Raw genomic sequence first — 14,223 nt, 5'->3', positions numbered from 1 at the left:
GTGGTCACAAAATCCGACCGGTCTTTTCAGGAATCCTTGTTCTTCGGCGGTTTTCGCGGATTCGCAGCATCGGGAAAGAGAGTCCCACTCTCTCCCTACCCGTTCCTCGCCTCGATCACCTAACCAGCATCCGGAACTCGCCTCGCGCGCGGCCTTGCGCTTTCCATTGGGAGCTTTCGCGACCCGCGTCGCGATTGTTGCGTCGGCGCTTCAAATCCCGAGAAATTAGCACAATGCCCACTCGGCCATCGTCTAAAGCGGAGCGCCCACACCACTCGCGGGCGCACTATCCTGTGAATTGTTCGCAGAAAAGTTCGTTCGGGTGGCCTATAAAACAAGGGGTCAAAAATCTCGATCACGGCTTTCTTTGGTGAAAGCCAGACCCTGAACAATGTGCAATCTCTATTCGATCACCACCAACCAGGCGGCGATCGCCGGACTGTTCAGGCGCATGAACCAGTATGTGGGCAATCTGGCGCCGATGCCCGGTGTCTTTCCGGACTATCTGGCGCCGATGATCCGCAACGCCGGTGATGCCGAAGTGATGTTGCTGATGCGCTGGGGCATGCCACCCCGCGGCGCTGGGGCGAGTCACTCCGCGTCGAGCGAACGCAGCCAAGCCAGCCTCGAGATTGCCCGCTCCGCCAGGTGCTGCAAGGTTTCGACGCGCTCGGCGTCGCCGGAGCGCTCGGCACCCTCGAGATAGGCGTCGGCCAGCGCCTCGGCGATCGTCAGCGCGTCCCGCTGCTCGAGCGCACCCGGAAAGCTTCCGAAATCACGGGCCTCGTCGGCCATCCGCATCGTCTTTTCGCGGAGCTCGCGCGTGCGCACCGCAGCCGCCCCTTCCAGGCGCCGCTCGAGGGCCGCAAAGTGGGTGGCAAGGCAATGCTCAAGCCTCCGCGCCTCGATCCGCTCCGCAGGAAGGCGCGCTTCGTCTGCCCGCGCCCGGTCGTGCTCTTGATGAAAGGCACGGCGCCGTTCCTTTCGCAGCGTCGCGACGTGGCCGAGCTCCTCTTTGGCCATCGCCTCCGAAGCCTTTTTGATCTCGGGATCTTTCGAATACGCGGCCAGATAGGACCAGAAGGCGAAGGCGCGTTCCTCGTTGCGCACTGCAGTGGCGAGCGCGCGGTAAGGCGTCATCAGGTTCGAAGCCTTGATTTCGGCTGTTTCGTCACTGTCGAACGTCTCGGGCGCCTCCCAGCGGACGAGGGCGGGATTCGGCAACTTCCCGCGTCGCGACTGCGACCAGCGCTGCACGCTTTCGACGTGTTCGCGCTCGGCCGCCGCGAGGTCGCTGAAAACCGTCAGCAGGTCGGCGCGGTCCTGACGTCGCATCTCTTCGGCGAGTTCCCCGTACTTCGTCGCGGCTTCCTGCTCCATCGCATTAGCAAGCGCGAACAGTTCGTCGAGCGACTGCAGGGTCCCCGCCGGTTCCATCTTCAAGAGCGTGGTTCGCAACAGCGGCATGATCATATTCCTCGGCTGTTTGATGCAGCGCAATTTTCGAGGCCATTCTTAGCATTAGATAGACCCCCTTGACGCAGCTCGTTTTGCGTTGCCTCAATCGGTCCTCCCGTCCGGCGTCAACGGCGATCCCGGGACATCAAACATCCAAAGTTCGAATGGAATACGCGTGCTCGGGCAGACCCGTTCCGCTTTGAGGTACTGTATGGTCCGGAGTTTTTCCGCCGCCAAACGGCCTGCATCTACAGCAGCATTTGCGGTCATCGTCGCGATCTGCGCGACGTTGTGGGCACATGCGGCACTAGCGGCCGGCGATCTCGCCACGTATCTGCCGAAGGTCGCGCCCGCCGACTTCTTCCAAGGCGCCGACCGATTCGGTTCGCCGCAGGGGAATCCGCCGATCGTCCCGGTCTACCGCGGCGAGCAGTTGGATGGATTTGTCTACCTCAATTCCCAGTTCGCCAACGCCACGGGCTATTCCGGCAAGCCGATCCAGGTCCTGATTGGCATCGATACCAAGGGCGTGATCAAGGGGTTCAAACTCGTCGAGCACAAGGAGCCGATTGTTCTCGTCGGGATTCCGGAGAAGAGAATCTTGGAAGCCGTCAACAAGCTGATCGGCGCCGACATGAGCGAGGTGGCGCGCGGTGCCGCGCAGGCGCCTCAGGTCGACATCGTCAGCGGGGCTACGGTGACCGTCCTCGTGTTCGGCGACAGCATCGTCCGTTCCGCGACGAAGCTGATCAAGAGCGGCCGGCTCGGGGCCCAAGGCGATGCAGCCACCAGCGCAGCACCGCAAGCTTCGAAAGCGATCGATCCCGGAATGAGCGAGGTTCGCGATTGGCAGACTCTCCTCGGAGACGGCTCGGTCCGGCGGCTCTTCCTCTCGGTTGCGGACATCAACAAGGCGTTCGAAAACACGGGTAACGCCGCCGCCACCGCGCATCCGGAGGCAGGCGATCCCGACGACACATTCATCGATCTGTACGTCGCCGATGTCGCGGTTCCCACGATCGGACGCAGTCTGCTCGGAGACGACGGCTACCAACGGCTCGTGGGCCGCCTCAAGCCAGGTCAGCAGGCGCTCGTCGTCGCCGGATCCGGCCGCTACTCGTTCAAGGGAGCCGCCTACGTCCGCGGCGGAATCTTCGACCGCATCGAACTGGTTCAGGACACCAACAGCGTCCGCTTCCGCGACCGCGATCACACGCGGCTCGGCAGCCTTGCCGCCGAGGGAGCGCCCGATTTTCCGGAAATCGCTCTGTTCACGGTGCCGCCCGAACTCGCGTTCGATCCGATCGAACCATGGGTGCTGCGGCTCCTGGTGCAGCGCGTGGTCGGCGCCCGGGACAAGGCGTTGGTCACCTTCGATCTCGGCTATGCACTTCCTGAGGCCTACCTGAAGCGCCAGGCGCCCCCGGCGCAGCCTCCACAAGCGGCAGCTTCGAAGGCGTCGGCAACCTCCGTTGCCGAGACGCGCGAGGTGGGTACGCCGCCGCCCGCGTCCGACGAGGAGCCGCTGTGGATGCGGATCTGGCGTACCAACACCGTCAAGGTCGGCTTCACCGTGGCGGCGCTCGGCGCGCTCACCCTGATCTTCTTCTTCCAGAATGTGCTGGTTCGACGTCCAGCCGTGTACGTTTGGGTGCGCCGAGGCTACCTGCTCTTCATCCTTGTCTGGCTCGGCTGGTATGCGAACGCTCAGCTCTCTGTCGTTAACGTCCTGACCTTCGCGAATTCCCTATTGACCGGATTCAGCTGGGACTATTTCCTCTCGGCTCCCCTGATCTTCATCCTCTGGGCCTCGATAGCGGCTGGGCTGCTGTTCTGGGGTCGTGGACCGTTCTGCGGCTGGCTTTGCCCGTTCGGCGCCCTGCAGGAATTGCTCAACAACGTCGCGCAGGCGCTCAAGGTGCCTCAATTCCGCGTTCCCTGGGGACTTCATGAACGGCTCTGGCCGATCAAGTACATCACCTTCCTCGGCCTGTTCGGCATGTCGCTCTATTCTACCGCCTTCGCCGAGCAACTTGCCGAGGTCGAACCATTCAAGACCTCCATCATCCTGAAGTTCGCGCGGGAGTGGCCGTTCGTCCTCTATGCGCTGACCCTGCTCGCGGCCGGATTGTTCGTCGAGCGCTTTTTCTGCCGCTACATGTGCCCGCTCGGTGCTGCGCTGGCGATCCCAGGGCGTATCCGGATGTTCGAATGGCTGCGGCGCTGGCCGGAATGCGGCTCGCCCTGTCAGCGTTGCGCCAATGAGTGTCCGGTGCAGGCGATCCATCCGGAAGGTCACATCAACGTCAATGAGTGCATCTACTGCATGCACTGCCAGGAACTCTATTTCGACGACCACCGCTGCCCGCACATGATCCAGGTGCGGCTGAAGCGGGAAAAGCGCCAGGCGATGTCGTCGCCGTCGATGCGCTCCGGCGGCAAGGGTCCGGACACGCTCATCACTGCTGGCGGGAAACCCGTCCGCGCGTCGCCCACTGACGCCATCACGCCACCTGCAACCTGAAACCGAAAGTCGAGGAGACCATCATGAGCGACAACGAAAATGGAAAGAGCGTCAGCCGACGAACCCTGCTGGGGACCACCGCCGCGGCTGCGGGCGTTGGGCTCGCCGGCGGAGCTGTGATGAAGGACGGCGGCTTCGTCTCGGTCGCCGACGCGCAGACCAAAGCCGGCGCGCCCAAGGCGCCGCCGGCGCGTCCGGCTGTACAGAAGACGGAAGTCGCGCCAGGCGAGCTCGACGAATACTATGTCTTCTTCTCGAGCGGCCAATCCGGCGAGATGCGCATCGTCGGCCTCCCCTCGATGCGCGAACTGATGCGCGTCCCCGTCTTCAACCGCTGCAGTGCGACCGGCTGGGGACAAACCAATGAGAGTCTCAAGGTGCTCACCGAAGGGATGCAGCCCGCAACGCGCGAATTCCTCAAGAACCGCGGCGGCACCTACCTGAACGGCGATCTCCACCACCCGCACATCTCCTTCACGGACGGTACCTATGACGGGCGGTATGCCTTCATGAACGACAAGGCCAACAGTCGCGTCGCGCGCGTGCGTCTCGACGTCATGAAGTGCGACAAGATCATCGAACTGCCGAACCAGCACACGGTTCATGGCCTGCGATTGCAGAAATATCCGCGCACCGGCTACGTGTTCGCCAACGGCGAGGATGGGGTACCCCTGCCCAACGACGGCAAGATCCTCGACGATCCCAAACAGTATCGTTCCATATTCAGTGCGATCGATGGCGACACAATGAAGGTGGCCTGGCAGGTGATCGTCAGCGGCAACCTCGACAATGTCGACGCCGACTACCAGGGCAAATACTGCTTCGCAACCTGCTACAACGGCGAAGAAGGGGTCACTCTGGCGGAGATGACCGCCAGCGAGCAGGACTGGGTCGTCATCTTCAACATTAAGCGGATCGAGGAGGCCGTGAAGAAGGGCGATTTCAAGGAAATGAACGGCGTCCCCGTGATCGACGGCCGCAAGGGGTCGGCCTACACGCGCTACGTTCCGGTTTCAAACAATCCTCACGGCATGAACACGGCCCCGGACGGCATTCACGTCGTCGCAGCCGGAAAGCTCTCGCCCACCGTGACCGTCATGGACGTGCGCCTGTTCGACCAGTTGTTCGATGACAAGATCAAGCCGCGAGACGTGGTCGTCGCAGAGCCGGAGCTCGGCCTCGGCCCGCTGCACACCGCCTACGACGGCAAGGGTAACGCCTACACGACCCTGTTCCTCGACAGCCAGGTCTGCAAGTGGAACATCGATCTCGCCAAGCGGGCCTTCAAGGGTGAGAAGGTCAACCCCATCATCCAGAAGCTCGACGTGCACTATCAGCCCGGTCACAACCATACCTCGATGGGACAGACCAAGGAGGCGGATGGAAAGTGGCTCATCTCGCTGAACAAATTCTCGAAGGACCGCTTCCTGAACGTCGGACCGCTCAAGCCCGAGAACGATCAGCTGATCGACATTTCAGGCGATCAGATGAAGCTGGTGCATGACGGCCCGAGCTTCGCCGAGCCGCATGACGCGACCATCGTCCACCGCTCCAAGATCAACCCGATCTCGATCTGGGATCGCGCGGATCCGATGTTCGCAGACGCGGTCAAGCAGGCCAAGGCCGACGGGATCGATCTCGAGGCGGATTCCAAGGTGATCCGGGACGGCAACAAGGTGCGGGTCTATATGACGTCGACCGCGCCGGCCTATGGCCTCGAACAGTTCCAGGTCAAGCAAGGTGAAGAAGTGACAGTCTTCATCACCAATATCGATGCGGTCGAAGACCTGACGCACGGCTTCTGCATCGTCAACTACGGCATCAACATGGAGGTCGGGCCGATGGCAACCTCGTCGGTGACCTTCACGGCCGACAAGCCGGGTGTCTACTGGTACTACTGCTCCTGGTTCTGCCACGCCATGCATATGGAGATGAAGGGCCGGATGTTCGTCGAGCCGAAATCGGTCTGATCGGAGCCGCCCGTTGGGTCTATTGTCGCACATGTTTCCGGCGGCGCTGGTCGCCGCCGGATTGTCCGGCATCGCCGATGCGGCGACGCTGACGGCCGCGCCTGGCCAGCCGTTGCAAGCGGTGCTGGACGGCGCGCGCGCCGGCGACGTCGTCGAGCTTGGCCCGGGGGAGTATCACGGTTCGATCCGGATTGATCGTCCCTTGCAGTTGATTGGCGGTCCGGACGTTGTGCTCGATGGTGACGGAACCGACAGCGTCATCACCGTCAGCGCGCCCGAAGTCACAATTCGCGGTGTGACCATTCGCGGGTCCGGCCGCGACCTGCAGGCGATGAACTCCGGGATCTTCCTGCAGAAGACGGCCGAACGCGCGAGGATCGAGGACAACCGTTTGGTCGGAAACCTGTTCGGCGTCTATGTGCATGGCGCCAGGGGCTCCCGGGTCGTCCGCAACGAGATCGAGGGACTGCGCGGCGGTCGTCTCAGCGAAGCGGGCAACGGCGTCTCGCTGTGGAATGCGCCTGACGTCACCATCGCCAACAACATTTTCCGCTACGGCCGCGACGGCATCTTCTCGATCTCCAGCAGCAAGGACCGCTTCGTCGATAATCGCTTCGAGCAGGTTCGCTTCGCGGTCCACTACATGTACACAAACGACAGCGAAGTCAGCGGCAACATCTCGATCGGCAACCATGTCGGTTACGCGATCATGTATTCGAACCGCCTGGTGATCCGTGGCAACAGCTCCGATCGCGATCGCGACTACGGACTTCTCTTCAACTACGCCAACTATGCCGAGATCGAGGGCAACCGTGTCACAGGCGGTCCGGTGAACACGGTAACAGACAGGACGGAAGATAATCCGTCCGACGAGCGAGGCATGCTTCCGCAACCGAAACGGGAGCGCAGTCTCAGGACTGGCCCGGAGAAGTGTGTCTTCATCTACAACACTAACCACAACAAATTCCGCAACAACTGGTTCGAACGCTGCGCCATCGGCGTGCACTTCACGGCCGGCTCAGAAGGCAACGTGATCACGGGCAATGCCTTCGTCAGCAACGCCAACCAGGTGAAGTATGTCGGCACCCGGCATCTGGACTGGTCGATCGGGGGGCGCGGCAACTACTGGAGCGACAACCCCGCCTTCGACCTGAACGGGGATGGAATCGCTGACACGGCATACCGGCCGAACGACCTGATCGATCGGGTGCTGTGGACCGCCCCCGCTGCGAAGGTCCTGATCAACAGCCCCGCCGTCCAGGTGATCCGCTGGGCGCAGGCACAGTTTCCGGCACTGCTGCCCGGCGGCGTGGTCGACAGCCATCCCCTGGTGTCGCCGCCGAAGGTCGGCGCGCGGAAGGAAAAGCGATGACCGGGACGGTACGCGTCAGCGACGTCACCAAGACGTATGGTCGGGTCGAGGCCGTGCGCGGGACCTCGTTCGCGCTTGGCCAAGGCGAGCTGGTCGCCTTGATCGGTCACAACGGCGCCGGCAAGACCACACTCATGAAGCTCATGCTCGGCTTGATTAGGCCGACCAGCGGCGCCGTCGAGGTCCTCGGAGACAATCCCGCCGCCGGTGAGTTCGCCGGTCGACGACAACTCGGCTATCTGCCGGAGAACGTCTCCTTCGACCCTGCCCTGACCGGCCGGGAGACGCAGGCCTTTTACGCCAGGCTGAAGCGTGAGCCGGTCACCAAGGCGATGGAGCTGCTCGACGCCGTCGGCCTGGGCGCCGCCAGCCGCCGCAGGGTCAACACCTATTCGAAGGGCATGCGCCAGCGGCTCGGGCTCGCGCAGGCGCTGCTCGGTCACCCGCGCGTGCTGCTGCTGGACGAGCCGACCACCGGCCTCGATCCGGAGCTGCGGCAGACCTTCTACGACATCATCGCGCAGCTCGCCGCTGCGGGCGCGACCGTGCTGCTGTCGTCGCACGCGCTCACCGAGCTCGAAGAGCGCGCCGGCCGGGTCATCATCATGAACCGAGGCATCAAGGTCGCGGACGGGTCGATCGACGAGCTGCGTCGTCTCGCCCGGCTGCCCACCAGGATCCGCCTCAGGGTCGGAGGGCTTGCTTCGAGCGAGCTGCCGGGCTGGGCGCCCAAGGACGCGACCTGCCGCCGCTTGAACGGCCACATCGTCGAGATCGACGCCTCGCCGGAGCGGAAAATCGAGCTTCTGCATCGCGCGACGGCCGCCGGCAACTCCGTCGAGGACGTCGACGTGGTCCCGCCGACTCTCGACGAACTCTATGCTCATTTCCTCCGGCAATCCGAGAAGGCGCCATGAACGTCCTGATCATCGCCGCCAAGGAAATCCACCAGGCCATCCGCAATCGCTGGGTCTTGGCCGCAACGCTCCTGCTCGCAGGGCTCGCCCTGTCACTGACCTTTCTCGGCAGCGCGCCAACCGGGAACGTCGGCGTTCGCACGCTGGACGTGGTGGTCGTCAGCCTGTCGAGCCTGACGATCTTTCTCGTTCCGCTCATCGCGCTTCTGATCTCGCACGACGCCATCGTCGGCGAGATGGAACGGGGGACGATGCTGTTGCTGCTGAGCTATCCGGTCGCGCGATGGCAGGTGCTGCTCGGCAAGTTCCTGGGCCACCTCGCCGTCCTCGGCTTTGCGACCTGCCTCGGCTACGGCGCGGCGGTCGGAGCGCTGGCGGCGACGGGCAGCCAGATCGACAGCGACAGCTTTCTGGCGTTCGCGGCGATGGTGGGCTCCTCGGTGCTGCTCGGCGCCGCTTTCGTCGCCATCGGATATCTGGTCAGCTCGCTCGTGCGCGACCGCGGAACGGCAGCGGGCATCTGCATCGGATTGTGGCTGTTGCTTGTGTTGATCTACGACATGGCGCTGCTGGGCGTGCTTGCGCTTGATCAGGGACGCAGCATCTCGGCGGGCGCGCTCAACGCCATGCTGCTCGCGAACCCCACCGACGCCTACCGGCTGATCAACCTGACGGGGTTCGCCAATGTCAGCACCTTCGCCGGCATGGCTGGCCTTGCCCAAACCACGTCCCTGACGATCCCGGTCCTTCTGACCGCCCTGCTCTGCTGGACGCTGCTGCCGCTGGGGCTGGCCGCGCTCGCCTTCTCACGGAGAGAGCTATGAGGCTCTTGGCAATCGCCTGTGCCTTGCTGATTGCGCTCGCGGGCTGCAACGAGAAGCAGGCGGCGAAGATCCCGCCGCCGCATCGGATGACGGCGGAGGACATCGGGCATTACTGCGGCATGAACGTGCTCGAGCACCCGGGACCGAAGGGGCATATCTTCGCCGCGAGCCTGATGGAGCCCGTGTGGTTCTCGTCGGTGCGGGACACGATCGCCTTCACCATGCTGCCGGACGAACCCAAGGACATCTTGGCGATCTACGTGTCCGACATGGGCAAGACCCCCGACTGGGACAAGCCCGGCGCCGACAATTGGATCGAGGCGCGCAAGGCGTTGTTTGTGATCGAGAGCCGGGTCAAGAGCGGCATGGGTGGGGACGAAGCTGTTCCGTTCTCGGACCGGGCAGCGGCGGAGAAGTTTGCCGGTGAAAACGGCGGCAGGGTGGTCGAGTTTGACGAAGTGCCGCGGGACTATGTCCTGGCGTCCACGAACACTACAGGCGCAGTTGCGGCCGACGAGACGGCGGGAGGCCCGCCAAGCGAGCGACCGAGGAGGACGCCATGATGCCAACCTTGACGCGCCGACGCTTCATCAGGATCAGCGCGGCGGCAGCGGGCCTCGGCGCGCTGTCTTCAGGTCATCCCGCTCGTGCAGAGGTCGCGCCGGTGACCTGGCGCGGCACGATGCTGGGCGCGGTTGCGACGTTGGAGATTCACGACGAGGATCGTGGCCGGGCGGAGCGGCTGATCGCGCTGGCGTGCGCCGAGGCGCGGCGGCTCGAACGGCAGTTCAGTCTCTACATGAAGGATTCCGCTCTCGCGGAACTGAACCGGACCGGCATCCTCGTCGGCCCCGCCCCCGAAATGGTCGAACTGCTGACGGCGTCGCAGCGCTACTCGGCGCTAACCGAAGGCGCGTTCGATCCGACGGTGCAGCCCTTGTGGGAGGTCTATAAGGACCACTTTGCGCAAAAAGGGGCGGAGCCCGCCGGTCCGCCGCCGACGGCGATCCAGGCCGCGCTCCGGCGCGTCGGCCACCGTCGTCTGTCTGTCAGCCGCGATCGGATTGCGATGCCTCATGGAATGGCCTTGACCCTGAACGGGATTGCACAGGGTTACGTGACGGACAAGGTCGTCGAGTTGCTCCAGGCCCAGGGCATCTCGCACAGCCTGGTCGACATGGGCGAGACCAGGGCCATCGGCGCGCGGCCGAACGGCCGCCCCTGGGAAGTGGGCGTCGCCGATCCGGAGATCGCGAGCCGCTCCGCCACGATCCTTCCGATCGTCGACCGGGCGGTGTCGATCTCGGGGAGCTACGGGTTCCGGTTCGATGCCGAAGGTCGCTTCAACCACCTGTTCGATCCGGCGACGGGAGGCAGCGCCCATCGTTATCAAAGCGTGACAACCGTCGCTCGAAGCGCCACTGCAGCCGATGCGCTCTCGACCGCGTTCAGCCTGATGCCCGAGGAGCGAATCCGTTGGCTGCTACCTTACGTCGACGTGGATCGCGTGCATCTCATCGATGCTTCGGGCAAGTCATCCGAAATCACTGCTTGATCGATCGAATTCAAACCCATGGAAAAGGAGAACTTGATGAATCGGACAGCACTTGTGGCCCTGTTTCTCACAGCAGGTCTCGGCCAAGCTGGCGCCCAGGACGCCGCCGCGGGCGAGAAGGTCTTCGCCGTCTGCAAGGCCTGTCACCAGGTCGGCGACACCGCCAAGAACGTCGTCGGCCCGGTGCTCAACGGCCTGATCGGACGGAAAGCGGGATCGGTCGAGGGCTACAACTACTCGGAGGCCAACAAGAAATCCGGAATCACCTGGGACGACGCGACGTTCTCCGAATACATCAAGGACCCCAAGGCCAAGATCCCGGGTACCAAGATGGCCTTCGCCGGAATCAAGGACGAGCACAAGATCAAAGACCTGATCGCCTACTTGCACACTTTCGACAAGGCGCCCGTCAAGCTGACGCAGTGAGCACTCCAGCCCCAACAAAGGATACGGCATATGAGCGAAAATTGGCTGCCATCGTTGAAGACCGATACACCCCAGGCAGGCTTCGAACTGGCCGTAAAGCTCTCACGAATGGCGGTGAAGATCACGCAGCCATCGGACGAGGTCCGTACGCGCCTGCGGACGGCTTATGAGCAGGACTCGGAGCAATTGATCGCAACATCCCACGTGGTGGCGGTCCACTTCCAGACGGTCGCCGCCGCCAACAATTGGTGGCGCTGATGAGACGCGGCCATCGCGTCTGCTCGGGAGGCGGGATTGCCGCACTCCGGAACGCCGACTCGCGTTCGCGGTTTACCCAGTCCAGGCACGAACAGGTGCAGCCATGAGAGCTCTCAGTACCGGTCAAATCGTCCTGCTGGTCTTTCTGGGCGCCATATTGATCCTTACCGGGCTCTGGGCCGTCTCCGTTTGGAACGCGAGCAGCGGCGTCGAGATGGGCAAGCACGGCTGGATCGCCTTGGGGCTCGGGGCCTTCTTCTCCCTCCTCGTTGGGTGCGGACTCATGGCGCTGATGTTCTTCAGTAGCCGCTCAGGCCATGACGAGGCCGCCGATCCGTTCCGCCACCGGGAGGAGGGCCGCGACCCGTAGAAAAAACGTCGCGATTGCCCGCTGCGCCGGGGGTGTTCAGGGCGAGTGTCGCGACCTCGGGAATTGCTGCCTCAATACAAATTTTTCGTGATGTGCTGCGCACCCCGTGGTTTTACGGGTCGACTGGGACGGGAGCTTAGCGGCAATTTGATGCTCTTAGCAGCATGGGTTGTGCCGCGAACCGTTACATTCAAAACGCGAACATCCGCCACTATTGCAAGCTCCTTGAGGAAGACGCACGAGGAGAAGCGCAGCATGATCGGAAGCTGCTGGCCGACGAAGAGGCGAGAGAAACTCGGACAGTTGGCAAGTCACACCATCGGTGAGGCAACGTCACTCTTCCTGAGCCTTCCAAGGCATTTTTGCTTCTCTGATGCTGTTGCAGTTGGCGCACGTGAATATGTGCGAGACTGCGTGCTTCTCCTTGAGAAGGCTGGAGCGCAGCCAAGCCATCTCGACGCCGCACTCAGTGCAGATCGGGGCACTGAGCTGTTCAAATGCTCGTCGGAGCACGTCCATCTGACGGTAACTTGTCGTTCCTCGACCGGAGCACTTTAGTCCTCGGTTTGGAAAAGACGGAAGACCAAAAATTGGTCAGCAACGCTTTCAGTATTCCAACGGATTTTCGAGCCCGTGAAAAATTCTAAGCTGTCAAATGCCGGGGCTGGATTTTCATTCCGAACAAGCATTTGACCGGCAAGGGGTCGGTGCGAGGCTGCCCCTTTCAATTGTATGCCACCACCGACGGTCGCGCCCATAAGACAGCCGGTATTCTTCCGGGTGGGCACGACCTGCAGCAAGAAATATTATTAACACTAGAGATGACGCTGAAGCCGATTAGTTTTGCGTGGGCGTTGCAACCATGTCCGCTGACTGGAAAGAGCAGCTTCAACAAGTTATCGACCTGTCCCGTGACCGCATCCGGCGCCTGAAGACCAGAGCGGCCGACGATGCGCCATCCCTGCGCATTGACGCTGCCCGCCAGATCGAAGCCGAAGAGAAGAACATCGTCCGGCTGCAACGAACGATTGATGCTCTGAACTGATGCCGCATTGCATACAGCTCCTAGGTCGGCGCTGGGATTCGGGAGAGTTCCTCAAGCTCGTCTTTGCGCTAGCGCAAAAAGTCAGCTGATGGGATCAGGCACTATTGAAAGCTAAAATCATGCTGTGGATCGGCGCTGATGCCAGGCTATCGGCTTTATCTTCTGGATGACCGCGGACACATCATTGACCGTCACGATCTGAACTGTCCGAACGACCGAGCAGCGATGCTTCGCGCCGCGCAGTTGGTGAACACTCACAGCGCTGAGCTTTGGTTGCTGGATAAACGGGTTGCGAGCTTCAAGGCTCGCTCGCAACCTTACCAGCTCGACGGCCTACGGCCGTAACAAAGGATGTGTCCTCTAGAGGGACACCGTAGTTCTCCTAGGTAAGAACGATCCTCGAACAAAATGAGTATAACGCCCTAAACAACCTCACCTCCTGCGCAGCCGCCTGCCCGCCTTGCCTCGTAGTTCAGCATTTCTAAAGCCAGCCTTCCCAACCATGGGGCGACCAATGAAGGACATACGGGCCCAAGCAGAGAAGTTGCGCACTGACGCATCCGAATGCGCTCTGATCCGCGATCTTGCGACTGCCCCAAAAAAGCGCGAGCTGTTCTCGCGGTTGGCCGATCATCTCAACGCATTGGCAGACGAAATTGAGCGAGCGACTCCCGGTACCCCGGCCTGAACAGGCTGCCGGAAACTGTCAGGAGCCGGCTGCCCCGCCCCCCGCCATACCGCGAGAATTAGATTGGCCCATGGGCAGCGGACAGAACATGGAACTCTTCATCGTCGTCATCGTGATCATTTTAGTGATCGTCATCGCCAACCGCGCCGGCAGCGGCGGCCAAATACGCCGATACTACGGGGTGCGGAAATGTCCGCACTGCAAGAATAAAATTCCGGTGAGGTCTAGTGTGTGAATTCTGCCACCGTGACGTGCCGAAGATATTCTGAGGTCACAGATACCTCGAGGCGAAAGCCCTGCTCGCGGCTACGGGCTCGCTTGGTCGGCCCGGCGCGGAGACCTAGACGAAGATAGGCATGACCTTCAGTTCAAGGGATCCTGATCCGCAAGTAGATGTGTGCGTTGAGCGCGACGGGCGTCACCCACACGTCATCGAAGTCGGGACATCACATAGCGAAAGAACGTCTCGGCGCCGGGATCTTGAAGCGATCGAAGACCTCGAGCACCTCGTCGGCGTGAAAGAGTTGATTGCGCCGAACGTCATTTGAGGCTCATTCCCAAACGGAGTTGAAGGCGCCATGTCCACTTCAGCTACGGGTCAAACTGCGAAGAACTCAGGTTAAGCAAATCAAGCCCGCCCTAGGGTCCGGACTCAATTGATCCACCAAGTGATCGCAGCGGCCAGAAGGATTGCAGACAGGAAGATGTCTGCTCGCTTGTCGTATCTAGTTGCAATCCGGCGGAAGTCCTTGAGGCGGCAGAACATCCGTTCGATGACGTTTCGGCCTTTGTAGGCGATCTTATCGTAGCGATGCG

The 14,223-nt window shown here is 62.1% G+C and carries 15 protein-coding genes and 1 pseudogene; 14 read left to right on the top strand and 2 right to left on the bottom strand.

Annotated elements, in window-relative coordinates:
* Positions 1–391: 391 nt before the first annotated feature.
* Positions 392–574 (top strand): annotated as a pseudogene (locus tag ACYCVF_RS33850) (SOS response-associated peptidase); the annotation flags it as partial.
* Between the two features lie 17 nt (positions 575–591).
* Here ACYCVF_RS33850 and ACYCVF_RS33845 read toward each other — a convergent pair.
* Complete coding sequence (locus tag ACYCVF_RS33845; protein ID WP_459612955.1) at positions 592–1,467, bottom strand: ferritin-like domain-containing protein; 876 nt, start codon at positions 1,465–1,467, stop codon at positions 592–594.
* A 202-nt stretch (positions 1,468–1,669) separates the two neighbouring features.
* Here ACYCVF_RS33845 and ACYCVF_RS33840 point away from each other — a divergent pair, with 202 nt between their 5' ends.
* The 13 genes from ACYCVF_RS33840 to ACYCVF_RS33780 all read left to right on the top strand — a co-directional run bounded on the left by ACYCVF_RS33840 (position 1,670) and on the right by ACYCVF_RS33780 (position 13,955).
* The gene (locus ACYCVF_RS33840) at positions 1,670–3,982 is read left to right on the top strand and encodes a 4Fe-4S binding protein (protein ID WP_459607294.1); all 2,313 of its coding nucleotides are present in this window, start codon (positions 1,670–1,672) and stop codon (positions 3,980–3,982) included.
* A gap of 23 nt (positions 3,983–4,005) precedes the next feature.
* Positions 4,006–5,952, top strand: coding sequence for a TAT-dependent nitrous-oxide reductase (gene nosZ, locus ACYCVF_RS33835; RefSeq protein WP_459604043.1), 1,947 nt, complete (start codon positions 4,006–4,008; stop codon positions 5,950–5,952).
* A 31-nt stretch (positions 5,953–5,983) separates the two neighbouring features.
* On the top strand, positions 5,984–7,324 hold the full coding sequence (locus ACYCVF_RS33830) for a nitrous oxide reductase family maturation protein NosD (protein ID WP_459607331.1): 1,341 nt from the start codon (positions 5,984–5,986) through the stop codon (positions 7,322–7,324).
* Positions 7,321–8,241, top strand: coding sequence for an ABC transporter ATP-binding protein (locus tag ACYCVF_RS33825; protein WP_459607292.1), 921 nt, complete (start codon positions 7,321–7,323; stop codon positions 8,239–8,241). The genes ACYCVF_RS33830 and ACYCVF_RS33825 overlap by 4 nt, the downstream gene beginning before the upstream one ends.
* Positions 8,238–9,065, top strand: a complete 828-nt coding sequence (locus ACYCVF_RS33820) for an ABC transporter permease subunit (RefSeq protein ID WP_459607290.1) — start codon at positions 8,238–8,240, stop codon at positions 9,063–9,065. The genes ACYCVF_RS33825 and ACYCVF_RS33820 overlap by 4 nt, the downstream gene beginning before the upstream one ends.
* Positions 9,062–9,628: a nitrous oxide reductase accessory protein NosL gene (locus ACYCVF_RS33815; RefSeq protein ID WP_459607288.1), complete on the top strand. Its 567-nt coding sequence runs from the start codon at positions 9,062–9,064 to the stop codon at positions 9,626–9,628. The genes ACYCVF_RS33820 and ACYCVF_RS33815 overlap by 4 nt, the downstream gene beginning before the upstream one ends.
* On the top strand, positions 9,625–10,620 hold the full coding sequence (locus ACYCVF_RS33810; protein ID WP_459607286.1) for an FAD:protein FMN transferase: 996 nt from the start codon (positions 9,625–9,627) through the stop codon (positions 10,618–10,620). Before ACYCVF_RS33815 ends, ACYCVF_RS33810 begins: the two co-directional genes overlap by 4 nt.
* A 36-nt stretch (positions 10,621–10,656) precedes the next feature.
* On the top strand, positions 10,657–11,046 hold the full coding sequence (locus tag ACYCVF_RS33805; protein WP_459604038.1) for a c-type cytochrome: 390 nt from the start codon (positions 10,657–10,659) through the stop codon (positions 11,044–11,046).
* 30 nt (positions 11,047–11,076) lie between these two features.
* Positions 11,077–11,304 carry a hexameric tyrosine-coordinated heme protein gene (locus ACYCVF_RS33800; RefSeq protein ID WP_459604037.1) on the top strand — a complete coding sequence of 76 codons (228 nt, stop codon included), beginning with the start codon at positions 11,077–11,079 and terminating at the stop codon, positions 11,302–11,304.
* 103 nt (positions 11,305–11,407) lie between these two features.
* Positions 11,408–11,674, top strand: coding sequence for a hypothetical protein (locus tag ACYCVF_RS33795; RefSeq protein ID WP_459604036.1), 267 nt, complete (start codon positions 11,408–11,410; stop codon positions 11,672–11,674).
* A gap of 862 nt (positions 11,675–12,536) precedes the next feature.
* Entirely contained in the window at positions 12,537–12,719 is a 183-nt protein-coding gene (locus ACYCVF_RS33790) for a hypothetical protein (RefSeq protein ID WP_459604035.1), read from the top strand.
* A 776-nt stretch (positions 12,720–13,495) separates the two neighbouring features.
* Positions 13,496–13,642 carry a hypothetical protein gene (locus tag ACYCVF_RS33785; RefSeq protein ID WP_459604034.1) on the top strand — a complete coding sequence of 49 codons (147 nt, stop codon included), beginning with the start codon at positions 13,496–13,498 and terminating at the stop codon, positions 13,640–13,642.
* 121 nt (positions 13,643–13,763) lie between these two features.
* Positions 13,764–13,955, top strand: coding sequence for a hypothetical protein (locus tag ACYCVF_RS33780; protein WP_459607284.1), 192 nt, complete (start codon positions 13,764–13,766; stop codon positions 13,953–13,955).
* A 104-nt stretch (positions 13,956–14,059) separates the two neighbouring features.
* On the opposite strand, the gene ACYCVF_RS33775 is transcribed toward ACYCVF_RS33780, so the two are convergent.
* The coding region (locus ACYCVF_RS33775) for a transposase (protein ID WP_459606558.1) at positions 14,060–14,223 on the bottom strand (164 nt) is incomplete at its 5' end.

It is taken from the genome of Bradyrhizobium cedriense (assembly GCF_054602315.1).
This window is presented reverse-complemented; position numbering and strand designations above follow the sequence as displayed.